The organism is uncultured Bradyrhizobium sp. (assembly GCF_964252615.1).
GTDB lineage: Bacteria > Pseudomonadota > Alphaproteobacteria > Rhizobiales > Xanthobacteraceae > Bradyrhizobium.
The window spans coordinates 51,374-75,608 of record NZ_CAXUNQ010000007.1 but is presented as its reverse complement, the minus strand read 5'-3'; the positions used below and the strand labels follow the sequence as shown (position 1 = coordinate 75,608).

Sequence of the window (24,235 nt, the reverse complement as noted above, 5' to 3'; positions counted from 1 at the left end):
GACGTGGATGGCCGGGACGAGCCCTACTGGATGCACACATCTCGCCGTCATTGCCGGGCTTGACCCGGCAATCCATCCCCTTCGAAACGATCTTCCGAAGATGGATGGATACGCGAGTCAAGCCCGCGTATGACGAGATGTGTGAATCCAGTAGGGACAAGCCCGGCCATGACGTAGACCGCTGCCGGGCCTTGTGCCGCGCATGACGCAGACCGCGCCGTCATGCCCGGCCTTGTGCCGGGCATCCACGTCTTTCTTTCCGATGTGGAGCAAAGACGTGGATGGCCGGGACGAGCCCGGCCATATGCCCGCATCCCGGCCGCGTATGACGGGATGAGGCGATGGGTCAAGCCCGCGAATGGCGCGAGGATGGAGCTTGAGTGGGCGCCGTCTTCCTCAGGCACTCCCGGCACAGGCAATCGCCGCCGTCGACCGGCATCGGCAGCCGTACGGTTTCCTCGGCACACCAGCACGGCCCGGACAGGCTGCAGGTGAATTCCGTTCCGCACCCCGAACAGGCGAGGCGGCGCGAGGCGGAGGGTGAGGCTTCCAGCCGGCTGGTCATGAACGAAATCGCATCCTAACTGGATTTAATTCGGCGTGACGGCAAATGCAGCGCCGGTGGGATAAGGCGTGCTCGGGCCGGAACGCAATGCATGCTTCCGGATTGATTCGACATATCAACCCCTGGAGGAAAACGACATGAAAATTCAAACCATTGCCCTTGCCGCAACGCTTGCGCTTTCGAGCGGTTTCGCATTCGCCCAGGCCGGCACGGGGTCGGGTGCGACGGTTCCCGAGACGTCCGGCACTGCGGTCAACGGCGGCTCCGGCGTTGTCGGCACGACGACGAACGGCACGACCGCCGGGACTGCGGGTACCATGCCGTCCGCGAACGACGCGAGCAATCAGGGTGCCCCCACGGCCGGCTCCACCGGGAAGATGGGCACGGCCGCGTCGCCCGGCGGCACGATGAAGAAATAGCGATACGGAACAAACCGGCGCCACGATTGGGCGTCCTGTCCCTTTTTGAGGGACGGTCCCGCTTTAGACCTGCCCCGGCGTATCCCCCTGCGCCGGGGCGCTGGCATCCCGTTCGCAACGGCGCACGTGACCTACCGCAAAATCTGATCCCCGCGGTGCCCCGCCTTCAGGCTGAAGTCGCGACGCTCTGGTCTCGCAATGCCGCGAGCAGTTCGTCGGGCCGTTCGACCATCAGCATGTGGCCGGCGCCGCGCAGCACCACCGTGCGTGAATTCGGCAGCGCCGCAGCCAGCGCCTTGCCGGCCCTGGCCGGCGTCATCATGTCGCGCTCGCCTAGAATGAGCGTGGCGGGTACGGTGACCTCCGCGGCGGCATGCAGTGCGTTCCGGTAGGCATTGCAGGCGCTGAGATCGCTGAACAGCACGCCCGGCCGGCATTGCTCGAGGACGCGTTGCGCGCCGCTGTGCATCCACAGGCCCGGCGCGAGGCTTCCGCCCAGTTCGGCCTGAAAGCCGAGACCCCAGATCGAGACCATGGCGACCGCCGCCGAATCGTTGGCCTCCGCCGCCTTGAGCAGGTCGGGGCCGACCGTCATGGTCGCCGCGGTGCCGATCAGGCTGAGCGCCGAAACCTTTGCCGGGTGCCGCGCCGCGGTTTCCAGCGCGATCAGCGATCCCATGGAATGGCCGATCAGCCACGCCTTGGCGCAGCCTGCGGCATTGAGCAGCGCCGCGGTCCAGTCGGCCATCTCGGCAATGCTGGCGAGCGCGGCGCCGCAGGAGCGGCCATGGCCGGGCAGGTCCGGCGCCAGCACGCCATGGCCATGATGGGCGAACCAGCGGCTATGCAATGCCCAGGTGGTATGATCGAAGCCGGCGCCGTGCAGCAGCACCACCGCCGGCAGCGATGCGTCGAAGTCGCGGCCGCCGGTGGCGACGAAGGTCTCGATGCCGTTCACGGCCAACTGCATCGCGTCACACCTTCTGCGAAATCCGGAGCGCCTGACCGAGATCATCGATGATGTCGGAGGCGGTTTCGATGCCGACCGAGAGGCGCACCAGCTCTTCGCCGATTCCGGCCGCCTGAAGCTGGGCGGCGTCCATCTGCTGGTGGGTGGTGCTCGCGGGATGAATGATCAGCGTCTTGGCATCGCCGACATTGGCCAGATGGCTGATCATGCGCAGGCTTTCGATGAACTTCCTGCCGGCCTGCCGTCCGCCCTTGATGCCGAAGGAGACGATCGATCCGGCGCCGCGCGGCAGCAATCGTCTGGCCAGCTCATGATCGGGATGATTTTGCAGCGAGGGATGCAGGACCCACGCAACGGCGTTGTTCGCGGTCAGGAATTCGAGCACGGCCTGCGTATTGGCGATGTGGCGCTCGATGCGGATGCCCAGCGTCTCGACGCCCTGCAGCAACTGGAACGCGTTGGTGGGCGACAGACAGGCGCCGAAGTCGCGCAGTCCTTCGGTGCGGGCGCGCATGATGAACGCCGCCTGGCCGAATTGTTCGTCGAACACGATGCCGTGGTATCCGGCATAGGGTTCGGTCAGGACCGGAAACCTGGCCGAGCCGCGCCAGTCGAACCGCCCGCCATCGACCAGCACGCCGCCGATCGCGATGCCGTGGCCGCCGATCCACTTGGTGGCGGAGTGCATCACGATATCGGCGCCGAGCTCGATCGGACGGCTGAGATAGGGCGTCGCAAAGGTGTTGTCGATCAGCAGCGGGATTTTCGCCGCGTGAGCGATCGCCGCGACGCCGGGGATGTCCAGGACTTCAAGGCCGGGATTGCCGATGGTCTCGCCGATCGCAAGCCGCGTGTTCGGCTTGATCGCGGCACGGAATTCGTCGAGCCCGCGGGGTTTGACAAAACTGGTGGTGATGCCGAAGCGGGGAAGGGTATGCGCGAGCAGGTTGATGGTGCCGCCATAGAGCGAGGAGGATGCGACGATATGGTCGCCGGCATTGAGCAGGGTGGCGATCGCCAGATGAAGCGCCGCCATGCCGCTCGCCGTGCAGATCGCGCCGACGCCGCCTTCCAGCGCCGCCAGCCGCTCCTCGAGCACCGCCGTGGTCGGATTCGAAATGCGGGTATAGATGTGGCCGGCGCGTTCGAGGTTGAACAGCGCGGCGGCGTGTTCGGAATCCTGAAATACATAGGACGTGGTCTGATAGATCGGCACGGCCCGCGCGCCGGTGACGGGATCGGGACGCTGGCCGGCATGCAGGCTCAGGGTTTCGAACGCGGGTGGCTTTGGGGCGGGCATTATGAAATCCGGGCTGTCAAAGGCGCGCGGTCTGATGTGGCACACCTTGCCGCAGCGTGGCAAATCTGCGGAATATTTTCCACAAAACCGTGGCGCCGGCGTGTTTTGCCGGGGTGCCGGTCGCCACGGATCAGCCGCAAAAAAACACGCGTTCTGCCGCAAGAAAAATTGCGCGGACCTCGCTGCCTTCAGTTTGCCGCAAGACTCGCAGGCCGAGTTAATGTTTGGCGCGGCGCGCGTTGGCGGAGCCTTAAGCGTCTGTCATGGTTTTTGTTTTCGCCCGTGAGCGGACGCTGGACGGCGCCGCCTGCCTTCGGTTTGCCGCAAGGCGCCTGAAGTTTGCCGCAAGACTCGGCCTCCGCCCGGCCATGAGCTCTAAGTCCTTCAAACGACATCCAATTCGTCGTTCTACAACTCCGATTTAAGACCGTCATTGCGAGCGGTGTGAAGCATGTTCGTTGCGGCGTGCCGCGTTATTCCGCCGCGCGCAGATGCCGGGCAAGGGCGCGATGGCCACCATCGCGCAGGGACAAATAATAATCGGTATTTGCGGGATCGTCGGTATGACGGACCAGATCGGTCACCGGCGTATAGCTCAGCATGCGGCCGCCGTCGGGCAGCGCCGTGCAACTGAAGCGCATCACCTCGCCACCGGCAAGATTGATGTTGATCGGCGTCGAATCGCCGACCCGCATCAGTTCGGTGCGTTGCGCGATGAAGTCGCTCAATTGCTCCGCGGGCAGTTCATAGGCGCCGGTATCGCGGCCGTGATACATCAGCGCGATGAACGGCGGTCTGGCGTCGGCCTTATCGTCAGGTAACGAAAAATACTCGCGGAACGCCCGGTTGATGAATTCGGCGCGCGTATCCGCACCCAGCAGAACCACGCCGATGTCGATCTGGTCCAGCGCCAGGGCCAGCCGCGCGGCCGTGGCGTGGCGGGCGCGCTCGCGTGCCAGCGCGGCCCGCATCTTCTGCCGCAGCAGGCCGGTGCTCACCGCGGTGCCGGCCGCCGTGGCTGCGAGCATCACGAGGTGCACCAGGTCCGACGCATCGTACCCCGGCGTCGCACGGTGAGTGAGGAAAAACAGCGCCGATGAAGTCACTGCGATTACGGCGCTGATCATGCCGGAGGCGAGGCCGCTGAGCGACGCCGCGAACGCGACGATGCAAACGAACAGCGGCGCGGGATTGGGAAGGGCGACCACCGACCGATCGGCCGCGATGGCGACGAGCGCCGTCGCCGTTGTCAGAGCCGGGCCGCAGATGGCGCGCCAATCGAACCGCATGACCTGTTCTCGTGCCTGTCGAATATGAACCGCAAACAGCCGATGAGTTCGGTTTCCCGCCGGCATTTCTGCAATGATCGTTAAGGCGCGATGGATCGCAGGGGCGCGATTTTCCGATCGTTGTGTTCAAATGATATCGATGGCGCGGGGAAACCCCGGTGCGGGACCACGTGTTAGCGCTCGGAATTTTGAAAGGATTGATATGCCGACCATTTCGCCGCAGCTGTTACCGGTCCTGATGCTGTTCGCCTCCAACGTGTTCATGACCTTTGCGTGGTATGGCCATCTGAAATTCAAGGAAAGCCCGCTGCCGCTGGTGATCATGGTGAGCTGGGGCATCGCATTCTTCGAATACTGGCTGGCGGTGCCGGCCAATCGCTGGGGCAGCGCGGTTTATTCGGCCGCTCAGCTCAAGACCATGCAGGAGGTGATCACGCTGGTGGTGTTCGCCGGTTTCTCGGTGCTGTACCTGAAGGAGCCGCTCGGCTGGAATCACGCTTTGGGTTTTGGACTGATCGCGGCGGGCGCGTTTTTCATTTTCCACAAGTGGTCGTGAGAACCAGATGAACGTCGTCATCGTCAGGTGCTCGCCATCGTCGGCGAGCTTGAAGGATGCGGCTGCAAGCGCAAGCGGCCGTCCTTCGAGACGCCGCGCAAGAGCGCGGCTCCTTCAGGATACGGTCAGCTCTACTTGCCCGCCGGCGATACCCTCAGAATCCGTCCCGCCGAACTGTCCGTCAACAGCCACAGCGCGCCGTCCGGTCCCTGCCGCACGTCGCGAATTCGTTCGTTGAGGTTCTGCAGCAGCCGTTCCTCGGCGGTGATCGTGTTGCCGTCGAGCGAGAGCCGGACCAGCATCTTGCCGGCCAGCGCGCCGGTGAACAGGCTGCCGGTCCATTTGGGAAACAGCTTTGCGCTGTAGAAAGCCATGCCCGACGGCGCGATCGACGGTACCCAGGTTTTGAGCGGCTGCTCCATGCCTGGGCTTGCGCTGCGCTCGTGGATCCTCGCGCCGTTATAGTCGATGCCGTAGCCGATCACCGGCCAGCCGTAGTTCTTGCCGCCGCCGATCATGTTGACCTCGTCGCCGCCGCGCGGACCGTGCTCGATCTCCCAGAGACCGCCGGTTGCCGGGTTGATGGCGAGGCCCTGCGGATTGCGGTGCCCGTAACTCCAGATTTCCGGCTTGGCGTCGTCGCGGCCCGCGAACGGGTTGCCTTTCGGCGCCGATCCATCGGGGGCGATGCGGATTATCTTGCCGAGATGGTTACCGAGATTTTGCGCTTCGTTGCGGTGGGAGAAGTGTTCGCCCAGGGTCACGAACAAGTTGCCGTCATTCCCCTGCACAATGCGGCAGCCGTAATGATTGCCCGAGGACAGCGGCCCCTGCTGCCTGAAGATGAGTTGTAGATCATCGAGCCTGGCGGCCTTTTCGCTGACCAGCGTCGCGCTCGCGACCGCGGTCCGGCCGCCGTCGCCGTCGCGTTCGGCGAAGCAGAAATAGATGGTCTTGTTGTTGGCAAACGATCGGTCGAGCACAACGTCGAGCAGTCCGCCCTGACCCGACGCCCACACCTCCGGCACGCCTTTCACCGGCGGCGAGAGCTGGCCCTGCGGGGTCACAAGGCGCATCCGTCCCGGACGTTCGGTCACCAGCATTCGTCCGTCGGGCAGAAACGCCAGCGCCCACGGATTGACGAGGCCAGCAGCCACGGTCCGAACCTCGAGCGGCCCCGCCGTCGAGGCGAACGAGGGGTTGTCGCCGCGCGTGCCGGTAGCGATCAGGAGCGACGCCGTCAGCACGATCGCCGCCGTCAGCGTCGCGGTCACCCATACAACAGGTTTCTTCATCTGCGAGTTTCCCGCTGCTCATGCAATGCCGGGTCATCGCCATGCGTGGTTGCGGGCAGGCCGGAACGCTGGAAAGCTGGAGACTACGCCGGAAACGGCATCGCCATGCTGACCTTGATCGACAGCACGGTGAGCGCGACGATCAGGCATAGCGAGAACGAGCCGATCGCGAGCGAGGCCGCGACGGCGTTGGTCAACCGGGACGAGGCGACAGGCGCGGCATGGCCGTCGAAGCCTGCCGCGCGGGACGACCGTATCATGGCCGGAAATCCTTGCATCCGCGTGCGAATCACCCGCGGATCCCACTTTTTACAGCAATCGCAGGCAACATTTGGGCGGCAAAGACCCAAACATGGCAAAATAACGGCAGCGATAGCGGTTATGCTCGCTATTTCGCTGCGCTTAGGCGTCGGCGGTGACGTTGGCAGGGTGGTTAAACTCGACATCGGGCCGCCAGTCCATGGCGACGAAGCCCGGGGTCTGCTCGACCCGGCGCAGCCATCCACCGATCGCCGGAAATGCCGCGAGGTCGAAATCGCACTGATCGGCGACATGGGTATATCCGTAGAGCGCGATGTCCGCGACGGTGAGCTGGCCCGCGGCAAAGAACTCATGGGTTTTGAGGTGATTTTCCATCACCTGCAACGCGGCGTAGCCGCGTTCCATCCAATCTTCCAAAGCGTGGGTCTGCAGGTCGCGTCCGCCCCTGACCAGCGACAGCCAGAAATAGGCGGCGCCGATGTTCGGCTCCAGCGCGTGCTGTTCGAAGAACATCCACTGCAGCGCCTCGGCGCGATCCATCCGTGATTCCGGCGCAAGCGAGGTGCCGACCGCGAGATACCAGAGGATGGCGTTCGATTCGGCAAGGTAGCGTCCCTCCGCGACCTCCAGCAGGGGTACCTGTCCGCTCGGGTTTTTCGCGAGAAACTCCGGGGTGCGGCTTTCGCCGCGCAGAATATCGACTTCGATGGCGCGATAGGGCGCATCGAGAAAAGCCAGCGCAAGACGGACCTTGTAGCTGTTGCCGGAGCGCTGCATCGAATAGAGCTTGTACATTCGGATGTCGTTCGTTGAATGCTGACGTGCTGCCGCGCGGCTTGTCCACCGGCAACGCGGCGAAACAATGATACCAAGGCAAATGCGTCGCAAGCCCCAAGATGTTGTAAGTTGAAAGCTTAAAAAGGCCGAAATCCGCTGCCGCACTGTATCCGCGCAGCATATCCTGCCAGCGCCTTCATGGATCGCATCACGCTTGCGCGATCCTGCCGGCGCCGACGGTCAATGGGGCGCGATCGCGGATCGCGCGGCACAGCGTAAAACCATATAGTGCCAGCAGCACGGTCAAGCCGAGCGGCAGGCCGGTCAAGCCGGTCAATCCGCGCGCCAGCAGCGGCATGATCCACGCCGTCGCCAGCACGCTGATTTCGTAATCGCGAAATCCTTGGCTCTGTCCGTGACGCGCGAAGAACGCGATCGACACCGCCAGTACCACGAGGTCATAATCGAGCACATAGGGCGTTGCCAGCAGGCTTCCCGTTGCCAGCGCCGACGCCTTGAGTTCAAACGCAGCCTCGCTCTGCCACAGCCACGCCAGGCTGGCGGCGATCATCAGCGCCAGCGCGATCTGTACTGCGTAGGCGGTTTGTACGCCGGCGCCCCACATCCGGAACGCCGAGAAGATCGACTGGATTTTCTCCCATCCGGTGCCGCCCTGCTCGAGCACGACCGTCTGGGTGAACGTGGTGGAGTCCGCAAACGCATGCCAGATGCCGCCGCCGAGCGCGAAAGTGCTGACAACGAGGAGGGCCGCGACGGTGGCCGCGGCGGCGCCGATGGCGCTCCATCGTCCGCCGGCCAGCAGCGCCAGCGGAATTAGGACACCGAATTGCGGCTTGTAGGCCAACAGCCCGATCAGCACGCCCGCAAGCCGCGGCCGGCGATTGAGCAAATGCAGCGCGCCGCCGAGCAGCGCCGCGGTGAGGAATCCATTCTGGCCGTGGCCGATGTTGACGAACACGGCGGGATAGGCGAGCGCGACGAGCATCGTTTCTGCCCGCGGCGCGATGGCGCGGATGACAGCGAGATAGGCGGCGAGACTCGCGGTCAGCCAGATCAAGAGCCCCCACGCATAGGGAACGGCAGCCACGAGCATGGCGACTGCAAAGAAGAACGGTGGATAATGCCAGCCGTAGAATGGCACGTCGCGGCCGCCGAACACAGCCCTCTCGGCGGCGTGCTGAAGTGCGGGGTCGTAAGCGTCGGCCGGCTTGCCGGCGCGAGCCAGGGTGCCGGCGGCGTAGGGATTGGAAAAATCCGTTCCAAGCGGCTTGCCGTTGCGATCGATCATGCCGTCCGAGACCGCGATCCAGCCGATCACGGCAATCGCGCAGACGCCGAGCAGGATCAGGCTGTAGCCGCGCGCACGCGCCGCCGTCAGCCATTCGCCGGATCGGAGTTTTTGAACCGGCAGCCGCCCCGGCGCTCTTTGCCAGAAATGAGCCATTTTACCGCGGATTTTTAGGAATGTTGCGCGAATCTAGCGTGCGGCCTTTAACGCTTCCTAAAGTTTGAGCGCAGCGGCGTAACCTTCTTGCGATGCCGCGCCGCGCGCTTTAGGGTGCGGCGATCCCATCATGAATAATTGTGGCGTCGCAGGATCACGACGCCTGCAAGGAGATGACGATGCCGTTTTTGTCCGCTGCGCTCGACCGTGTGAAGCCGTCCGCGACGATCGCGGTGACGGATAAAGCACGCGCGCTGAAAGCGGCCGGGCGTAACGTCATCGGCCTGGGCGCCGGGGAGCCCGATTTCGACACGCCCGCCAATATCAAGCTGGCGGCGATCCATGCCATCGAGGCGGGCAAGACGAAGTATACCGACGTCGGCGGCATTCCCGAACTGAAGGAGGCGATATCAGCCAAGTTCCAGCGCGAGAACGGCCTTGCCTACAAGCCGAACCAGATCGTCGTCTCGACCGGCGGCAAGCAAGTGCTCTACAACGCACTGATGGCTACCATTAATCCAGGCGATGAAGTCATCATCCCGGCGCCGTATTGGGTGAGCTATCCGGAAATGGTGGCGCTCGCCGGCGGCGAATCCGTACCAATCGTGTGCACGGCGGAGTTCGGCTTCAAGCTGCAACCGGCAGCACTTGAGGCTGCGATCACCCCGAAGACGAAATGGATCATCCTGAACTCGCCGTCGAACCCGACCGGCGCCGCGTATTCGCGTGCCGAATTGAAGGCGCTGACCGACGTGCTGGTGAAGCATCCGCAGGTCTGGATCATGACCGATGATATGTACGAGCATCTGGTCTATGACGATTTCGCTTTCACCACGCCGGCGCAGATCGAGCCGAAACTGTTCGATCGAACGCTGACCGTAAACGGCGTTTCGAAAGCCTATTCGATGACCGGCTGGCGTATCGGCTATGCCGGCGGTCCCGCCGAATTGATCAAGGCGATGACGACGATCCAGTCGCAGTCGACGTCGAATCCGTCGTCGATTTCGCAATGGGCTGCGGTCGAGGCGTTGAACGGCCCGCAGGATTTCATCGCGCCCAACAACGCGGTGTTCAAGGAACGCCGCGATCTGGTGGTGTCGATGCTCAACCAGGCCAGGGGCATCAACTGCCCGCGGCCCGAAGGCGCGTTCTATGTGTATCCGTCCTGCGCCGGCACCATCGGCAAGACCGCGCCGTCGGGCAAGGTCATCGCCAATGACGAAGATTTCGTCACCGAGCTGTTGGTGAACGAAGGCGTCGCGGTGGTGCAGGGCTCAGCGTTCGGACTTGGGCCGGCGTTCCGGATTTCCTATGCGACCAAAACCTCCGATCTCGAAGATGCCTGCAAGCGCATCCAGAAATTTTGCGGCGATTTGAGATAGGGCGATCGCGCCGTCCTTGTCGTGTCCCGGGCGCGGTGCGGCGTTCCTTCCGCCGCTGCGCTCGGGACCGCCCAAGACGCTGTCGCTTGGCGCGATCCCGGCTCGGCGAAACAACTGCGTGTTGCATCGCGTCCGGGACACGATGGCAATGACGCGTTTGTGACAACGTCCATTGGCTGCGCCTTGTTTTGAACACGGCGCTTCCTTCCTGTCCCTCCACACATTCAATTATTCATGCGGAGACCACATTGATGCGACTTTCGATCCTGTCCGGCTTGGCCGGTACAGCACTGATAGCGTCCCTCACAAGCGCCAGCGCATTGCCGGTTCGCGCCGGCGTTCTGCAATGCCAGGGCGGCCAGAATGTCGGCTTTATCGTCGGCTCGGTGGCCAGTCTCGAATGCGTGTTCCGGAGCGAAGGCCGCAGGCCCGAACCTTACCTCGCGACCATTCATCGCTTCGGCGTCGATCTCGGCGTCACCCAGCTGACCCGGCTGTCGTGGGCGGTAAACGCGCCGACCAACAGGCTCGGACGCGGCAATCTGTCCGGCAATTACGGCGGCGTCGGCGCCAACGCGTCGGTAGGCGTCGGCTTCGGCGGCAACTTTCTGGTCGGCGGTCCGCAAAATTCCTACGCCCTGCAGCCGATCAGCGTGCAAGGCCAGACCGGGCTCAACGTCGCAGCCGGGATTGCCGATCTCGAACTGACACCGGTGGCATTCGGGCGTCGGGGCCATCATGTCCGTCATCGGCATCACCGCCGCCATCGCTGATCGATCTGTTGTGTGAATAAAGAGGCCCGCGCATGCGGGCCTCTTTCGTTTTGGGGACGTTGTGGCATAAGAGCGCGTGGCCACTGTGACGCGCTCGATTCCTGGCCCGCATCACATCAGCCGGAGATTTCCTCATGCGCCGTTTTCCAGTTCTAGCCAGCGCGGCCGCTGCCATGCTGCTGGCATCCTTTGTCCCCGCCAGCGCGCAACAGCCGATGCAGCGCGTGCAGGTCGGCGTGCTGGAATGCCGGGGCGGGTCGAGCATTGGCTTTATCGTCGGCTCGGTCACCAATCTCGGCTGCGTGCTGCGGGTCAACGGCCTGCCTGACGACACCTATGTCGCAACCATCCGCAAGGTCGGCCTCGATATCGGCATTACCCAGGAGTCGGCGCTGGCTTGGGCGGTCTATGCGCCGGTGGTAAGGCTCGGACCCGGCGATCTCTCCGGCAATTATGGCGGCGCGCAAGGCAGCGCTTCGATCGGCGTCGGTCTAGGCGGCAACGTCCTGGTCGGCGGGTCGGCGAATTCGATCGCGCTGCAGCCGCTCAGCGTGCAGGGGCAGGTCGGCCTCAATCTTGCGCTGGGCGTGGAAGCGCTGGAATTGCGGCCGGGAAGGTAACCCACCGTCGAAGCACAGCGACGAAGCAATCCAGTTTTTCCGCGCGGTCTTCTGAACGCTTTGCGGAGCCTGTCCTCGGGCGCGTATTCGCGTGACCCGTTGGCTCGCGATGACGCGAAGTAGCCTTTGCACCGCAGCGTCATTTTTCCGGCTTGCCAAATTTCGACGGCGGGAGGAGCATTCCTTCCAGCCGACCCAATCATGGGCCGAGCTCCAGATCAGGAGGCGGCGATGGGACAAGACGCCAGAAGTCCCTGCGGTCCCCGGTGCATCGCACTGGTGGGCCCTTTCCAAAGCGGTAAAACCACACTTCTTGAAGCAATATTGGCGCGCACCGGCGCCATTCCCAAGGCCGGCAGCGTGGAAGCCGGAACTTCCGTCGGCGACGCCAGCGCGGAGGCCCGGCGTCACAAGATGGGCGTCGGCCTGACCGCCGCCACCACGAATTTCATGGGCGACAGCTACACCTTCATCGACTGTCCGGGATCGGTGGAATTCGCGCACGATATGCGCGCCGCGATCCCTGCGGTCGACCTCGCGGTCGTGGTCTGCGAGGCCGACGAGCGCAAATTGCCGCAGCTTCAGATCATCCTGCGTGAGCTGGAAGACTTAGGGATTCCGCGCCTATTGTTCCTCAATAAGATCGACCGGGCCAACAAGCGTATCCGAGAAACGCTGGCCACCTTGCAGCCGGCGTCGCGGATTCCGCTGGTGTTGCGGCAGATTCCGATCTGGAACGGCGATCTGATCGCCGGCTTCGTCGATCTCGCGCTGGAACGCGCCTTTGTCTATCGCGAGCACAAGACTTCCGAGGTCATCGCGCTGGAGGGCGGCGATCTCGACCGCGAGAAGGAGGCGCGGTTCTCGATGCTGGAGAAACTGGCCGATCACGACGACGCGCTGATGGAGCAACTGCTCGAGGATATCCAGCCGCCGCGCGATGCGGTGTTCGACGATCTCGCCCGCGAATTGCGCGAAGGCTTGATCTGTCCGGTGCTGCTCGGCTCCGCGGCGCGCGAGAACGGCGTGCTGCGGCTGATGAAAGCGCTTCGCCATGAAGCGCCGGATGTCACCGAAACCGCGAACCGGCTCGGCGCCCGCGCCGCCGGAAAGGACGCGCTCGCCTACGTATTCAAGACCGTGCATCTGCAGCATGGCGGCAAGCTGTCGCTGGCGCGGGTGCTGAGCGGCCGTCTCGACGACGGCGCGACCGTACAGTCATCCAGCGGCAGCGGCGGACGGATATCGGGCATCCTTGCGGTAAACGGCGCCCATGATACCAAACGAGCGGCTGCGGAGGCCGGCGAGATGGTGGCGCTCGGCAAGCTCGATCTCATCAAGACCGGCGATACGCTGTCTGCGGCCAGGACTGCGCCATCGGCGCTGGTGGAGATCGCGGCGAGCCCGCCGGTATTGGCAATGGCGCTCGCGGCCTTGGATCGCAAGGACGACGTCAAGCTCGGTCAGGCGCTGGCGCGGCTGAACGAGGAGGATCCATCGTTCACTGTCGTCCACAATCCGCAAACCCACGATACCGTGCTGTGGGGACAGGGTGAGATGCATCTGCGCGTTGCGCTGGAGCGGCTGAAAGATCGCTTCGGCGTCAACGTCAAATCACAAGCGCCGGGTATCGGGTACCAGGAGACAATCCGGAAATCGATCACCCAGCGTGGGCGGCACAAGAAGCAATCCGGCGGACACGGCCAGTTCGGTGACGTGGTGCTGGAAATCAGGCCGAACCCGCGCGGCGGCGGTTTCGAGTTTCAGGAAAAGGTGGTCGGCGGCGCGGTACCGCGCAACTACATCGGCGCGGTTGAAGAAGGCGTTGCCGACGGGCTGGTGCGCGGGCCGCTCGGCTTTCCGGTCATCGACGTCCATGTGACGCTGACCGACGGCTCCTATCACAGCGTGGATTCGTCGGATCAAGCGTTCCGTACCGCGGCGCGCATCGGCATGAGCGAAGGACTGCCGCAATGCCAGCCGGTGCTGCTGGAGCCGATCCACGTGGTGGAGATCGTCTGCCCCACCGACGCCACCGCGAAGATCAACGCAATCCTGTCCGGGCGGCGCGGCCAGATTCTCGGCTTCGATACCCGCGAGGGCTGGCAAGGGTGGGATCGCGTGCGCGCGATGATGCCGGAGGCCGAGATCGGCGACTTGATCGTCGAACTGCGCTCGGCCACCGCGGGCGCTGGCAGTTTCACGCGCCAGTTCGACCGCATGGCCGAAGTAACGGGACGGGCCGCCGACCAGATCATCGCCGCGCATAGGGATGCGGCATGATCGACTGCCCTTGCAAGGATCGTCAACAAGGATCGTCAACGATGGCAGTGAGTCTGACTGCGTTCTGGCTTGCTTCGCGTTGCTGGCAATGACGCACCGGCCGGTGCGCTGAGCGCATTGGCAGGCTATGCCGATGGCATCGGCTTCATTTACCTTGGCGGTCTGGTCGTCTCCTTCATGAGTGGCAACTCGACGCAAATGGGCGTCAGCCTTGCCGAAGGGAACTGGCACGATGCAGCACAGGCGCTGGGTCTGACCGCCCTGTTCGTGACGATCTGGCTCGCGGCCGGCGCGGCACCCGTGTCGGGCGCGCTGTTGACATGGTCGGGCAGACCATAAATTGATCGCCGTCATGACAAAGGAAATGCCGACCCCGTCCCCCGCAGCAAGACCCCGGGCCGCATGTCTGATCGGATGGCCGGCGGCGCATTCGCGCTCGCCGCTGATCCATCATAGCTGGCTGCGCACGCTCGGCATCGAGGGCGGCTACACCATTGAATCGGTTCCGCCGGAGGACGTCGCCGAGTTTATCACGCATCTTTCGCATCACGGCTTTGTCGGCGCCAATGTCACCATTCCGCACAAGGAGCGCGCGCTGCTGCTGTCCATGCCGGACGAGCGCGCCAAGGCGGTCGGCGCCGCCAACACCCTGTGGTACCAGGACGACACGCTGTGCTCGACCAACACCGACATCGAAGGTTTTATCAACAACCTCGACGTCTGCGCGCCGGGCTGGGACGCCGCCACCGACGCGCTGGTGCTCGGCGCCGGCGGATCGTCGCGCGCGGTTATCTTCGGGCTGATCGAGCGCGGCATCGCGCGCGTGCATCTTGCCAACCGCACCACGGGGCGCGCGCAGGCGCTGGCAGATCAGTTCGGGCCACAAATCATCCCCGTCCCGCGGGAAGCCATCGGCGATGTGCTGCCGTGCGCAGGACTATTGGTGAACACCACGTCGCTTGGCATGAAGGGGCAGCCGGCACTGGAGATCGAACTCGGGCGGTTGCCCCCGCATGCCGTGGTAGCCGATCTGGTTTACGTGCCGCTGCAGACGCCGCTGCTGGCGGCGGCTCGGGCGCGCGGCCTGAAAACCGCAGATGGGCTCGGCATGCTGCTGCACCAGGCGGTGCGGGGGTTTGAGCTCTGGTTCGGTCAGCGTCCCGGGGTGACGCCGGAATTGCGTGAACTGGTGGAAGCCGACCTCACAAAAGGTTGAGTCGGAAATATCGGCGGTTCTCCGGGGTCTTTCATCAGCAGCCATTCACCGGAGACAGCCCATGCCGCTTCGACCCCACCTAGGTCCATTTATTGCTGCGGCGATGGTCGCGACCTCGTCTATGTCAGCGCTCGCGCAGCAGACTTCGCCGTCGCGGGTTCGCGGCGCCATCGAGAGCGTGGATGCCGAGACGCTGACGGTAAAATCGCGCAGCGGCGAGGACGTCAAGCTGACGATGACCGGCGACATCCGCGTGCTGGGCATCGTCAAGATCGCATTGTCCGACATCAAGGTCGGCTCCTTCATTGGCTCAACCACCGTGCCGGGGCAGGACGGCGGTGACGATGCGGTGGAGGTGCATGTGTTTCCGGAGGACATGCGCGGCACCGGCGAAGGATCGCGGCCCTACGATCTCAAGCCCAACAGCACCATGACCAACGCCACGGTGGCCCAAACGGTGGCCGGCAATGACGGCCATACCCTGACCATCAAATACAAGGACGGCGAGAAGAAAGTCATGGTTGGTCCGGACACGCCCGTCGTGACCTATGTCCCCGCCGGCAAATCCGACCTCAAGCCCGGCGCCAAAGTGATCGCGTTCATGAAAAAGCTGCCCGATGGTTCGTTCGAGACCAACCGCGTCAGCGTCGGCCGCGACGGCCTGACGCCGCCGATGTAGCGTAGAACGTGGAGCAGATTAGCGAAAGCGTAATCCGCCATTTCTGTCCTGTACGGGCCGGCAGGTTACGCTTTCCAATCGCCGTACGAATCTAAAGGAATAGCCGCACGCTTGAGGTGTTCTACATGATTGAGTCCTGAACCGAGCTCGGGAGGAAATCGCCATGCCACACATTGCTTCGCTGATGCCGCGCGTGCTTGCAACGTCGCTGGCGCTGATATGCTTCACGTCTATCGTATCGGCGCAGCCGGCGCCGACGGTCCGCATCCGCGGCACCATTGAAGCCGTCGACGGCCCGGTGCTGACCATCAAGTCGCGCGAAGGCACCGACATGAAGGTACGCATGACCGATAATGTGGCGGTGTTCGGCGTTGCCAAGACCGAACTGTCGGAGATCAAGCCGGGCTCCTATATCGGCGTATCCGCGATGCCGGAGCCGGACGGCACTCAGAAGGCGCTCGCCGTCCACATCTTTCCCGAAACCCAGCGCGGCGCCGCCGAAGGCTTTCGCCCCTGGGACCTCAGGCCCAACAGCACCATGACCAACGCCACCGTCGCCGAGACGGTCAAGGGCACGGACGGCCAGAACATTCTGGTGAAATACAAGGATGGCGAGAAGAAAGTCGTGGTACCGCCGGATACGCCGGTCGTCACCTTTGTTGCCGGCGACAAGTCCGAGCTGAAACCGGGTTCCAAGATCATCATTTTCGGCGCTACCAAAAAAGATGATGGCATGCTGGAGGCCAACCGCGTCAATGTCGGCCGCGACGGGATCATGCCGCCGATGTGAGGAGGGCCACGGCGCGCCTGATTTTATCTTTCAAGATGCCGCAAGCGCGGCTCCTTGGAGTCTGACCGAAAAAGCATCCAATGAAATCAAGCGTCGCCTTTGGTTCGTCGTGCCCGCTTTATGCCGGGCATCCACGTTTTAAAGGCGCTGAAGCAAGAAAGACGTAGATGGCCGGTACAAGCCCGGCCGTAACGAAAGTGAGTCATTTCAATCCGACGGCGAGAGCAGGGAAATATTGGCTGCTTTTGCGGTCAGGCTCTCAGGATGACGTTGCGTGGGAGGCGAGGCCCTAAACGCCAGCACGCGTTCGTCGATCTCGGCGATGGTGTTGACGCCGCAGAGGCCCATGGTGACGCTGAGTTCGTCGCGGATGATGTCGATCGCCTTGCCGACGCCCGCTTCGCCGCCGGCGCCGAGTCCATGGGTGAAGGCGCGGCCAATCATGCAGGATTTGGCACCGAGCGCCAGCGCGCGCATCACATCCTGGCCGGAGCGGATACCGCCGTCGAACATGATCTCCGTTTGCGAACCGACCGCGTCGACGATCTCGGGCAGCATCTCGATCGACGACGGTGCGCCGTCGAGCTGCCGGCCGCCATGGTTGGAGACCACCAGCGCCTGTGCACCGGATTTCGCCGCTTCATTGGCGTCCTCGACGTCGAGAATCCCCTTCAGCACCAGTTTGCCGGGCCAGATGCTGCGGATCCACTCGACATCCTTCCAGTTCAGCGACGTATCGAACTGCGAACTGATCCAGATCGACAGCGCCGTGATGTCGTCGGTGCCCTTCAGATGCCCCATCAGATTGCCGAAGGTGCGGCGCTTGCCGCGCAGTACGCCGGAGATCCAGCCCGGCTTGGTGGCAAAATCAAAGAGTTTTGACGGTGACCATTCCGGCGGCACCGTCATGCCGTTCTTGATGTCCTGATGCCGCTGCCCGATCACCTGCAGATCGACCGTCAGTACCAGCGCGCTGCATTTCGCCGCAATGGCGCGCTCGATCAGCGCCTTGATGAAGCCGCGGTCCTTCATCACGTAGAGCTGAAACCAGAACGGCTTGTCGACGCTGGATGCCACGTCCTCGATGGAACAGATCGACATCGTGCTCAGCGTGAACGGGATGCCGGCCGCCTGCGCCGCGCGGCAGGCGTGAATCTCGCCGTCGCTGTGCTGCATGCCGAGCAGCCCGACCGGCGCCAGGATCAGCGGCAGCGTGGCCGGGTCCCCGAGAATCGTGGTGGAGAGATCGCGTTTCGACACGTCGACCAGGATGCGCTGGCGGAACCTGATCGCTTCGAGATCGGCGCGGTTGGCGCGCAGCGTCTGCTCGGTGTAGGAGCCGCGGTCAGCGTAGTCGAAGAAGGCCTTCGGTACCTTGCGCATGTGGAGCTGGCGCAAATCCTCGATGCAGGTGATGTGCTTCATGAGCGTTTCCGGCCTTCTTGTAATTCCAGCTTTCACTGTCATCTAGCATGGTTGAGCCGTCCGCCAAATCGCTATGCGCTACCTTTGCGGGAGATTACCATGAGCCGCTCATCCGCCGCCTCAAAGGCCGACGGGGATGCCGAAAAGCGCAAGCTGGACCAGGCTCGGAAGAGGGCCATGAAGAAACCTCCCCGGGGGCCTGATCCGGTCAATGTGAGCCAGCCGGCGCCGTCAAAAGAGGACCATCACGTCAAGCGCCGGGGTTAGCTGAACCTTGGAGGGCAAAAACGGCACCGTTGGGAAGCCGAACGGGGTTCCCGAAACGCCGCTTGTCGGCGTGATAATCTGGTTAGTTAATATTTTCAATAGGCTAACGGCCGCACCCAAGCCGGACCACTGGTAATGATTCATCATATTTTTTGAAGCCATTTTAGGGCCAATGGCTTTATAACCGCGTCACATTAGGTTGGGCTGGGCGTTCAGAGCTTCTTGCCGTGACGGTGGAAGAGGCTTGGACGATAATGGGGGATCGATGAGCCGGAAATATTTCGGGACGGACGGGATTCGAGGCCGCGCCAATGGCCTGATCACCCCGGAACTGGCGATGAAAGTGGGGCAGGCGGCTGGCCTCGTATTCCAGCGCGGCGACCATCGCCACCGCGTCGTCATCGGCAAGGATACGCGGCTGTCCGGTTACATGATCGAATACGCCATGGTGGCCGGTTTCACCTCGGTCGGCATGGACGTGCTGTTGCTCGGTCCGATGCCGACACCGGCCGTGGCGATGCTCACGAAATCGATGCGCGCCGATCTCGGCGTCATGATTTCCGCCTCCCATAATCTGTTCGAGGACAACGGTATCAAGCTGTTCGGACCGCTCGGCTTCAAACTGTCCGACGACGTCGAAAAGCAGATCGAGCAGTTGCTGGACGAGAACCTTGACAGGAAACTCGCCCAAAGCGCCAGCCTCGGGCGCGCGCGCCGCATCGACGGCGTGCACGACCGCTACATCGAATTCGCCAAGCGCACGCTGCCGCGCGATCTCAGCCTTGATGGCTTGCGGGTGGTGGTGGATTGCGCCCACGGCGCCGCCTACAAGGTGGTCCCGGAAGCGCTGTGGGAACTCGGCGCCGACGTCATCGCCATCGGCGTTGAGCCCGATGGATTCAACATCAACAAGGACTGCGGCTCCACGGCGCCGGAAGCGCTGAGCCGCAAGGTGCGCGAAATGCGGGCCGACATCGGTATCGCGCTCGACGGCGATGCCGACCGCGTCATCCTTGTCGATGAGCGCGGTCACGTGGTCGACGGCGATCAACTGCTGGCGGTGATCGCGCAAAGCTGGCAGGAAGACAGCCGGCTTTCCAAACCCGGCGTGGTCTCGACCGTGATGTCGAATCTTGGCCTCGAGCGTTTCCTCAATGATCTGGGCCTCGACCTGGTACGTACGCCGGTCGGCGACCGCTATGTGCTCGAGCAGATGCTGAGCCGCGGCTATAACCTCGGCGGCGAACCGTCCGGCCATATCATCCTGTCGGATTACGCGACCACCGGCGACGGCTTTGTTTCGGCGCTGCAGGTGCTGGCCGTGGTGCAAAAACTCCGCCGTCCGGTGTCGGAGGTCTGTCGTCGCTTCGAGCCGTTGCCGCAGATTCTGAAAAACGTGCGCTATCGCAGTGGCAAGCCGCTCGACGACGCCGACGTCAAATCAGCCATCAGCGACGGCGAAAGACGCCTCAACGGCCACGGCCGGCTGCTGGTCCGCTCCTCCGGCACCGAACCCGTGATCCGTGTGATGGGCGAGGGCGACGATCGCATCCTGGTCGAGGAAGTCGTGGATCACATTGTTTCCGCGCTAGGCCACGCTGCGGCGGCGTGAGCACGTCCCGCGTCATTGTCCGGCGTGACCCTGCTGGATCACACATCTCATCATATGCAGGCTTGACCCCCGTATCCATCCATCTTCACAAGAGTCTTTGCGAAGGGGTCGATTCCCGGTCAAGCCGGCAATGACGGCGGAGTTGTGTGCATCCGATAAGACCTGACCGGGTGCCTCGGTGATCTCAGGCGTCGGCGTTGACCGGATCCGCGCCTTTTGCAGAGACGACATCTTGGTGCATCCCTGCCATTATCGAATCGTGCTGGTGGGCGTGGCGCCGACGACATAGAACAGCGCATTACGATCGCAGTCAGCTAGGCCGTCCCTTGAACAAGTCCGTCATCATCGAAGACGAAACGCTGGTCGCGCCGGTCGTCGTTGAAGACGCCGTTCCCGCCGCCGCAACGGTCGCCGGGCCGGCCTATGTCGTGCTGGCGGGAATCAGCTTTTCGCACTTCCTCAACGACACCATGCAGTCACTGATCGCCTCGGTGTATCCGATTCTGAAGGATGCTTATGCGCTCGACTACACCCAGATCGGCCTGATCACGCTGGCGTTCCAGTTCACCGCCTCGCTGCTGCAGCCGGTGATCGGGCACGTCACCGACAAGAAAGCGCAGCCGTTCTCGCTCGCGCTCGGCATGGGCTTTACGTTTTTCGGGCTCCTGCTGCTCAGCGTCGCAACGCGGTACCCGGTCATCCTTGTGGCGGCCGCGCTGGTCGGGCTCGGCTCCGCGGTGTTTCATCCGGAATCGGCGCGGATCGCGCGGCTGGCCTCCGGCGGACGCTACGGCTTTGCGCAGTCCGTATTCCAGCTCGGCGGCAGTTTCGGCACCTCGATGGGCCCGGTGCTGGCGGCCCTGATCGTGGTGCCGTTCGGCCAGCCCAGCATCGCGTGGTTTTCGTCGATCGCCTTCCTCGCCATCGTCGTGCTGTGGCGGATCGGCGTCTGGTACAAGCCCCAGATTGCCTCAAAGAAATTCCCGGCGCCAAAGGCACATCCGGACGCGCCGGGATCGGACCGCGTGAAAATCGCACTTGCCGTGCTGGTCGCGCTGTTGTTCTCCAAGCAGCTCTACACGTCGAGCCTGTCGAGCTATTACATCTTCTATCTGATCGACAAATTCCACGTATCGACCCAGACCGCGCAGTTATATCTGTTCATCTTTCTCGCCGCGAACGCAGTCGGCGCCTTCTTCGGCGGTCCGCTCGGCGACCGCTTCGGCCGTAAATATATTATCTGGCTTTCGATCCTCGGCGCACTGCCGTTCACGCTGGCGCTTCCCTATGCCGGACTTTACGCAAGCGCGGTGTTGACGATTTTCATCGGCCTGATCATTTCGTCAGCAACCACTTCGATCATCGTATTTGCGCAAGAACTGATGCCGCACCGCTTCGGCATGATCTCCGGGGTGTTCTTCGGCGTGGCGTTCGGGATCGGCGGCCTCGGTGCTGCCATGCTCGGCCGCGTCGCCGATCACATGGGCATCGCTTTCGTCTACCAGATTTGCGCGTTCTTGCCGGCCATCGGCCTGCTCGCCGTATTCCTGCCGAAGATGCCGAAGGCCGCGCGCTAGAGATCGCGTGATGTCGTCATGAGGCAACGACCAGGCCGGCCGTGCAGCCCTTATCAATATATTGTTAGCGAGTGTGGCGACGCCGGTTTGGCTTGAAAGCCTGCCTGAAAAAAATCTTCGCAGATTATCAACCTTAAAAATTAGGGTTAAGTGGCGCTTAAGAAATTGATGGCATCGTCCGCTTGTGAGTTTTTGATGTGAGGCCTCGTCTGCCTCACCGGACAAGAGGACGAAGCCAATGCGTAGCGTTAAAATTCTGATCGCCGCCGGTGCGGCATCCCTGCTGTCATCCGGCGCCTTTGCCGCCGATATGGCCATTGCGGCGCCGCCGCCGGCATACTACCCGCCTCCGGTCGAGGATTTCGGCGGCTGGTATTTGCGCGGCGACATCGGCATGACCAATACCCGCGGCAAATTCTTCGCGCCCGCCTATAATGACGCGACGACGCTGTCGGTCAGCCAGCTCGGTCACGAGTTTACCGGCGGCACATCGTACGCGCTCGGTGTCGGCTATCAGTTCAATAGCTGGTTCCGCGCCGACATCACCGGCGAATACCGCTCCAAGGTGCACTTCAGCGGCACCGACTTCGCGAGCATCGCCGGCCTCGGGCCGATCGCCGACACCTACAGCGCCGGCTATACGAGCTGGGTCGGAATGGCCAACGTCTATGTCGATCTCGGCACCTGGTGGTGCATTACCCCGTTTATCGGGGCCGGCGTCGGCGGTGCCTTCAACCAGATCAGCGGGCTAACCGACTTCGGCGCGATCCCGAGTCCCGGCGTAGGCTCCGTCAACGCGGCGGCGTACTTCGCAAATTCCACCGAAACCAAGGCCAATTTCGCCTGGGCGGCCCATGCGGGTCTTGCCTACAAGGTCAGCCCGAACTTCACCATCGAACTGGCCTACCGCTATCTCGACTTGGGTACCGCGATCACCGGCGGTGGATCGACCTTCGACGGCACGCGATCGAGCCGCGCCTTCGAATTCCACGACCTGACCTCGCACGACCTCAAGCTCGGCGTGCGCTGGACCTGCTGCGACGTGCCGACGCCGGCACCGGCTCCGCTGATCCGCAAAGGCTGATCGCACGCGCTTCTCTCAACCGGTCTTGACGGCGCGGGATTTTCCCGCGCCGTTTTGTTTTGTGCGAGCTGTGCGAAGCGAAAAGATCGTTCCGTCATAGCTCCGCGACAACGATTGGTTAAGGTTAACGAGCGATGATCAACCCAAGTCAAAGTGGTATGGAGCGTTGCGATGCGTCGGTTGTTGTTGGCGGCGGTGATCCTCGGAATGGCGGCAACTGCGCAGGCCGCCGACATGCCGGATTTCTTGCGTGGTAGCCTCATTCCTTCCGTCCCGGCCGCACGCACGAACTGGCAGGGCTATTACATCGGCGGTCAGGCCAGCTACGGCGCCGCCGACATGGATTTTACGAATTCAGGTCAGGATCTGCTGAAGCAGCTGCTCAACAACGTCGACGTGGAGCAGCAGTTCAATATCTCGAGCTGGCCGCTGCAACACAAGAACTCGACGCAAAACAGCGGATTTGGCGGCTTCTTCGGCTATAACGGGCAGTGGACCGACGTCGTCGCCGGCGTCGAACTCAACTATGTGCACGGTAAATTCGCCGGCAGTTCCAGCGGCAGGCAGGGGCGAACCTTCTTCTTTCCCAGCGACTATCAGACCCAGGCGACCATATCGTCGAGTTCGGCAATGACGATCACCGATTTCGGCTCGCTGCGTGTACGCGGCGGATACGCGTTCGGTTGCTTCCTGCCCTATTTGTTCGGCGGCGTCGCCCTTGGCCAGGCCAACATCAATCGTAGCGCGAATTATACGTTGTTCTACCGTTATGTCGGCACGCAAATTCCTCCATTGCCTACGCTCGGGCCCTACAGCGACAGCCTGGCCGACACTGCAAATGCGCATTTCATCTACGGCTATTCCGGCGGACTCGGCATCGACATGATGCTGTTTGCCAACCTCTTCGTGCGCGCCGAATGGGAATACATGCGCTTCACCGCCCCGGTTGACACCACCATCAACACCGTACGCGCCGGCATCGGCTACAAGTTCTAAACGCTCCTGTTGACAGACGAAATCCAGGCTGGACGTCGGAACGACCTCTGCCGTCGTCGAGCAACTGCTGAAATGGGCTGTTGCCGAAGCTTGGGGAAAAGGCCGCACGGGGCCTAATTGATCCCGCACAGCACTCGCATCAATGCCCCGGCGCTTCTACGGCGGCTGCGATTTGCGCCAGCCATGTGTCGGGATGACGATAAGGTTTTTACCGCACCTTCTGAACAATTCATTCAGCATGATCGGCGACGTTTTATTGATCTCTGCCAAATATCGTTCGGCGTTGGAGATCTGTCATGAATCCGTTTGACCGCGTGCTGGCTGGAAGCTTCGCAGTGTTCATGGCATGCGGACTGGTCCGCGCCTTTCGCAGCGGAATTATCGGGCACGAAGATGGCCCGCTTGATCTCAACGAGCACCCGTTAGCCTTTTCGATGCTGGTGGCGGTTAACCTCTGCTGCGTGGCCATGCTGGCCTGGCTGGCCGCAGGCCAGGAGGTGACAACGTTGTGGCGGCTGGCCGCGCCGACTGTTGGGCTTAAACCATAGCGGTTTTACCCGAGCGCAGCATTCCCATCTTGACGCTTCGTCACAATTGCCATATCTCCGACGGCGGGACACCTCCCCCCAACGGG

The 24,235-nt window shown here is 62.9% G+C and carries 23 protein-coding genes and 2 pseudogenes; 16 read left to right on the top strand and 9 right to left on the bottom strand.

Annotated elements, in window-relative coordinates; genetic code table 11:
* Positions 1-346: 346 nt before the first annotated feature.
* Positions 347-565 (bottom strand): hypothetical protein, encoded by a 219-nt coding sequence (locus tag ACFE72_RS06675; protein ID WP_375412285.1) that lies wholly within the window; start codon positions 563-565, stop codon positions 347-349.
* 137 nt (positions 566-702) lie between these two features.
* Between ACFE72_RS06675 and ACFE72_RS06670 the strand changes: the two genes are divergently transcribed.
* Positions 703-984, top strand: coding sequence for a hypothetical protein (locus ACFE72_RS06670; protein WP_375412284.1), 282 nt, complete (start codon positions 703-705; stop codon positions 982-984).
* A gap of 166 nt (positions 985-1,150) precedes the next feature.
* Here the strand turns inward: ACFE72_RS06670 and ACFE72_RS06665 are convergent, their stop codons facing one another.
* Entirely contained in the window at positions 1,151-1,954 is an 804-nt protein-coding gene (locus ACFE72_RS06665; RefSeq protein WP_375412283.1) for an alpha/beta fold hydrolase, read from the bottom strand.
* Between the two features lie 4 nt (positions 1,955-1,958).
* Complete coding sequence (locus tag ACFE72_RS06660) at positions 1,959-3,254, bottom strand: O-acetylhomoserine aminocarboxypropyltransferase (protein WP_375412282.1); 1,296 nt, start codon at positions 3,252-3,254, stop codon at positions 1,959-1,961.
* Position 3,255: 1 nt separating this feature from the next.
* On the opposite strand from ACFE72_RS06660, the gene ACFE72_RS06655 reads away from it, so the two are divergent.
* Positions 3,256-3,540, top strand: coding sequence for a hypothetical protein (locus ACFE72_RS06655; RefSeq protein WP_375412281.1), 285 nt, complete (start codon positions 3,256-3,258; stop codon positions 3,538-3,540).
* Between the two features lie 187 nt (positions 3,541-3,727).
* On the opposite strand, the gene ACFE72_RS06650 is transcribed toward ACFE72_RS06655, so the two are convergent.
* The gene (locus ACFE72_RS06650) at positions 3,728-4,543 is read right to left on the bottom strand and encodes a PAS-domain containing protein (protein WP_375412280.1); all 816 of its coding nucleotides are present in this window, start codon (positions 4,541-4,543) and stop codon (positions 3,728-3,730) included.
* Between the two features lie 202 nt (positions 4,544-4,745).
* Here ACFE72_RS06650 and ACFE72_RS06645 point away from each other — a divergent pair, with 202 nt between their 5' ends.
* A complete protein-coding gene (locus ACFE72_RS06645; protein WP_375412279.1) occupies positions 4,746-5,099 on the top strand; it encodes a DMT family protein in 354 nt (117 codons plus the stop codon).
* A 131-nt stretch (positions 5,100-5,230) separates the two neighbouring features.
* Here the strand turns inward: ACFE72_RS06645 and ACFE72_RS06640 are convergent, their stop codons facing one another.
* The 4 genes from ACFE72_RS06640 to ACFE72_RS06625 all read right to left on the bottom strand — a co-directional run bounded on the left by ACFE72_RS06640 (position 5,231) and on the right by ACFE72_RS06625 (position 8,897).
* The gene (locus tag ACFE72_RS06640; protein WP_375412278.1) at positions 5,231-6,394 is read right to left on the bottom strand and encodes a PQQ-dependent sugar dehydrogenase; all 1,164 of its coding nucleotides are present in this window, start codon (positions 6,392-6,394) and stop codon (positions 5,231-5,233) included.
* Between the two features lie 83 nt (positions 6,395-6,477).
* Positions 6,478-6,654 (bottom strand): hypothetical protein, encoded by a 177-nt coding sequence (locus ACFE72_RS06635; protein ID WP_375412277.1) that lies wholly within the window; start codon positions 6,652-6,654, stop codon positions 6,478-6,480.
* A 142-nt stretch (positions 6,655-6,796) separates the two neighbouring features.
* Positions 6,797-7,450, bottom strand: coding sequence for a glutathione S-transferase family protein (locus tag ACFE72_RS06630; RefSeq protein WP_375412276.1), 654 nt, complete (start codon positions 7,448-7,450; stop codon positions 6,797-6,799).
* Positions 7,451-7,640: 190 nt separating this feature from the next.
* A complete protein-coding gene (locus tag ACFE72_RS06625; protein WP_375412275.1) occupies positions 7,641-8,897 on the bottom strand; it encodes a glycosyltransferase family 87 protein in 1,257 nt (418 codons plus the stop codon).
* A gap of 179 nt (positions 8,898-9,076) precedes the next feature.
* Between ACFE72_RS06625 and ACFE72_RS06620 the strand changes: the two genes are divergently transcribed.
* The 8 genes and pseudogenes from ACFE72_RS06620 to ACFE72_RS06585 all read left to right on the top strand — a co-directional run bounded on the left by ACFE72_RS06620 (position 9,077) and on the right by ACFE72_RS06585 (position 16,640).
* Positions 9,077-10,279 carry a pyridoxal phosphate-dependent aminotransferase gene (locus ACFE72_RS06620; protein WP_375412274.1) on the top strand — a complete coding sequence of 401 codons (1,203 nt, stop codon included), beginning with the start codon at positions 9,077-9,079 and terminating at the stop codon, positions 10,277-10,279.
* 251 nt (positions 10,280-10,530) lie between these two features.
* A complete protein-coding gene (locus ACFE72_RS06615; RefSeq protein WP_375412273.1) occupies positions 10,531-11,052 on the top strand; it encodes a DUF992 domain-containing protein in 522 nt (173 codons plus the stop codon).
* A gap of 134 nt (positions 11,053-11,186) precedes the next feature.
* The gene (locus ACFE72_RS06610; RefSeq protein WP_375412272.1) at positions 11,187-11,672 is read left to right on the top strand and encodes a DUF992 domain-containing protein; all 486 of its coding nucleotides are present in this window, start codon (positions 11,187-11,189) and stop codon (positions 11,670-11,672) included.
* Positions 11,673-11,903: 231 nt separating this feature from the next.
* A complete protein-coding gene (locus ACFE72_RS06605) occupies positions 11,904-13,955 on the top strand; it encodes an elongation factor G (RefSeq protein WP_375412271.1) in 2,052 nt (683 codons plus the stop codon).
* A 69-nt stretch (positions 13,956-14,024) separates the two neighbouring features.
* Positions 14,025-14,225, top strand: a pseudogene (locus ACFE72_RS06600) (DUF1275 family protein); the annotation flags it as partial.
* Positions 14,226-14,319: 94 nt separating this feature from the next.
* Positions 14,320-15,171 (top strand): shikimate dehydrogenase, encoded by an 852-nt coding sequence (locus ACFE72_RS06595; RefSeq protein ID WP_375412270.1) that lies wholly within the window; start codon positions 14,320-14,322, stop codon positions 15,169-15,171.
* A 121-nt stretch (positions 15,172-15,292) separates the two neighbouring features.
* The gene (locus tag ACFE72_RS06590) at positions 15,293-15,850 is read left to right on the top strand and encodes a hypothetical protein (RefSeq protein ID WP_375412337.1); all 558 of its coding nucleotides are present in this window, start codon (positions 15,293-15,295) and stop codon (positions 15,848-15,850) included.
* A 184-nt stretch (positions 15,851-16,034) separates the two neighbouring features.
* Positions 16,035-16,640 (top strand): hypothetical protein, encoded by a 606-nt coding sequence (locus tag ACFE72_RS06585; RefSeq protein ID WP_375412336.1) that lies wholly within the window; start codon positions 16,035-16,037, stop codon positions 16,638-16,640.
* 294 nt (positions 16,641-16,934) lie between these two features.
* Here the strand turns inward: ACFE72_RS06585 and ACFE72_RS06580 are convergent.
* Positions 16,935-18,065 (bottom strand): annotated as a pseudogene (locus ACFE72_RS06580) (L-lactate dehydrogenase); the annotation flags it as partial.
* Positions 18,066-18,597: 532 nt separating this feature from the next.
* On the opposite strand from ACFE72_RS06580, the gene glmM reads away from it, so the two are divergent.
* The 5 genes from glmM to ACFE72_RS06555 all read left to right on the top strand — a co-directional run bounded on the left by glmM (position 18,598) and on the right by ACFE72_RS06555 (position 24,149).
* Positions 18,598-19,944 carry a phosphoglucosamine mutase gene (gene glmM, locus ACFE72_RS06575; RefSeq protein WP_375412269.1) on the top strand — a complete coding sequence of 449 codons (1,347 nt, stop codon included), beginning with the start codon at positions 18,598-18,600 and terminating at the stop codon, positions 19,942-19,944.
* 326 nt (positions 19,945-20,270) lie between these two features.
* Positions 20,271-21,521, top strand: a complete 1,251-nt coding sequence (locus ACFE72_RS06570) for an MFS transporter (protein WP_375412268.1) — start codon at positions 20,271-20,273, stop codon at positions 21,519-21,521.
* 238 nt (positions 21,522-21,759) lie between these two features.
* Positions 21,760-22,605 (top strand): outer membrane protein, encoded by an 846-nt coding sequence (locus ACFE72_RS06565; RefSeq protein WP_375412267.1) that lies wholly within the window; start codon positions 21,760-21,762, stop codon positions 22,603-22,605.
* 171 nt (positions 22,606-22,776) lie between these two features.
* On the top strand, positions 22,777-23,601 hold the full coding sequence (locus tag ACFE72_RS06560; RefSeq protein ID WP_375412266.1) for an outer membrane protein: 825 nt from the start codon (positions 22,777-22,779) through the stop codon (positions 23,599-23,601).
* A gap of 296 nt (positions 23,602-23,897) precedes the next feature.
* A complete protein-coding gene (locus tag ACFE72_RS06555) occupies positions 23,898-24,149 on the top strand; it encodes a hypothetical protein (RefSeq protein ID WP_375412265.1) in 252 nt (83 codons plus the stop codon).
* The last annotated feature ends 86 nt before the right edge of the window (positions 24,150-24,235 follow it).

What these genes read in the sequence shown, in the direction of transcription:
- ACFE72_RS06675 (WP_375412285.1), bottom strand. Translation starts at nt 565, where the DNA reads ATGACCAGCCGGCTGGAAGCCTCACCCTCCGCCTCGCGCCGCCTCGCC.
- ACFE72_RS06670 (WP_375412284.1), top strand. Translation starts at nt 703, where the DNA reads ATGAAAATTCAAACCATTGCCCTTGCCGCAACGCTTGCGCTTTCGAGC.
- ACFE72_RS06665 (WP_375412283.1), bottom strand. Translation starts at nt 1,954, where the DNA reads ATGCAGTTGGCCGTGAACGGCATCGAGACCTTCGTCGCCACCGGCGGC.
- ACFE72_RS06660 (WP_375412282.1), bottom strand. Translation starts at nt 3,254, where the DNA reads ATGCCCGCCCCAAAGCCACCCGCGTTCGAAACCCTGAGCCTGCATGCC.
- ACFE72_RS06655 (WP_375412281.1), top strand. Translation starts at nt 3,256, where the DNA reads ATGAAATCCGGGCTGTCAAAGGCGCGCGGTCTGATGTGGCACACCTTG.
- ACFE72_RS06650 (WP_375412280.1), bottom strand. Translation starts at nt 4,543, where the DNA reads ATGCGGTTCGATTGGCGCGCCATCTGCGGCCCGGCTCTGACAACGGCG.
- ACFE72_RS06645 (WP_375412279.1), top strand. Translation starts at nt 4,746, where the DNA reads ATGCCGACCATTTCGCCGCAGCTGTTACCGGTCCTGATGCTGTTCGCC.
- ACFE72_RS06640 (WP_375412278.1), bottom strand. Translation starts at nt 6,394, where the DNA reads ATGAAGAAACCTGTTGTATGGGTGACCGCGACGCTGACGGCGGCGATC.
- ACFE72_RS06635 (WP_375412277.1), bottom strand. Translation starts at nt 6,654, where the DNA reads ATGATACGGTCGTCCCGCGCGGCAGGCTTCGACGGCCATGCCGCGCCT.
- ACFE72_RS06630 (WP_375412276.1), bottom strand. Translation starts at nt 7,450, where the DNA reads ATGTACAAGCTCTATTCGATGCAGCGCTCCGGCAACAGCTACAAGGTC.
- ACFE72_RS06625 (WP_375412275.1), bottom strand. Translation starts at nt 8,897, where the DNA reads ATGGCTCATTTCTGGCAAAGAGCGCCGGGGCGGCTGCCGGTTCAAAAA.
- ACFE72_RS06620 (WP_375412274.1), top strand. Translation starts at nt 9,077, where the DNA reads ATGCCGTTTTTGTCCGCTGCGCTCGACCGTGTGAAGCCGTCCGCGACG.
- ACFE72_RS06615 (WP_375412273.1), top strand. Translation starts at nt 10,531, where the DNA reads ATGCGACTTTCGATCCTGTCCGGCTTGGCCGGTACAGCACTGATAGCG.
- ACFE72_RS06610 (WP_375412272.1), top strand. Translation starts at nt 11,187, where the DNA reads ATGCGCCGTTTTCCAGTTCTAGCCAGCGCGGCCGCTGCCATGCTGCTG.
- ACFE72_RS06605 (WP_375412271.1), top strand. Translation starts at nt 11,904, where the DNA reads ATGGGACAAGACGCCAGAAGTCCCTGCGGTCCCCGGTGCATCGCACTG.
- ACFE72_RS06595 (WP_375412270.1), top strand. Translation starts at nt 14,320, where the DNA reads ATGCCGACCCCGTCCCCCGCAGCAAGACCCCGGGCCGCATGTCTGATC.
- ACFE72_RS06590 (WP_375412337.1), top strand. Translation starts at nt 15,293, where the DNA reads ATGTCAGCGCTCGCGCAGCAGACTTCGCCGTCGCGGGTTCGCGGCGCC.
- ACFE72_RS06585 (WP_375412336.1), top strand. Translation starts at nt 16,035, where the DNA reads ATGCCGCGCGTGCTTGCAACGTCGCTGGCGCTGATATGCTTCACGTCT.
- glmM (WP_375412269.1), top strand. Translation starts at nt 18,598, where the DNA reads ATGAGCCGGAAATATTTCGGGACGGACGGGATTCGAGGCCGCGCCAAT.
- ACFE72_RS06565 (WP_375412267.1), top strand. Translation starts at nt 21,760, where the DNA reads ATGCGTAGCGTTAAAATTCTGATCGCCGCCGGTGCGGCATCCCTGCTG.
- ACFE72_RS06560 (WP_375412266.1), top strand. Translation starts at nt 22,777, where the DNA reads ATGCGTCGGTTGTTGTTGGCGGCGGTGATCCTCGGAATGGCGGCAACT.
- ACFE72_RS06555 (WP_375412265.1), top strand. Translation starts at nt 23,898, where the DNA reads ATGAATCCGTTTGACCGCGTGCTGGCTGGAAGCTTCGCAGTGTTCATG.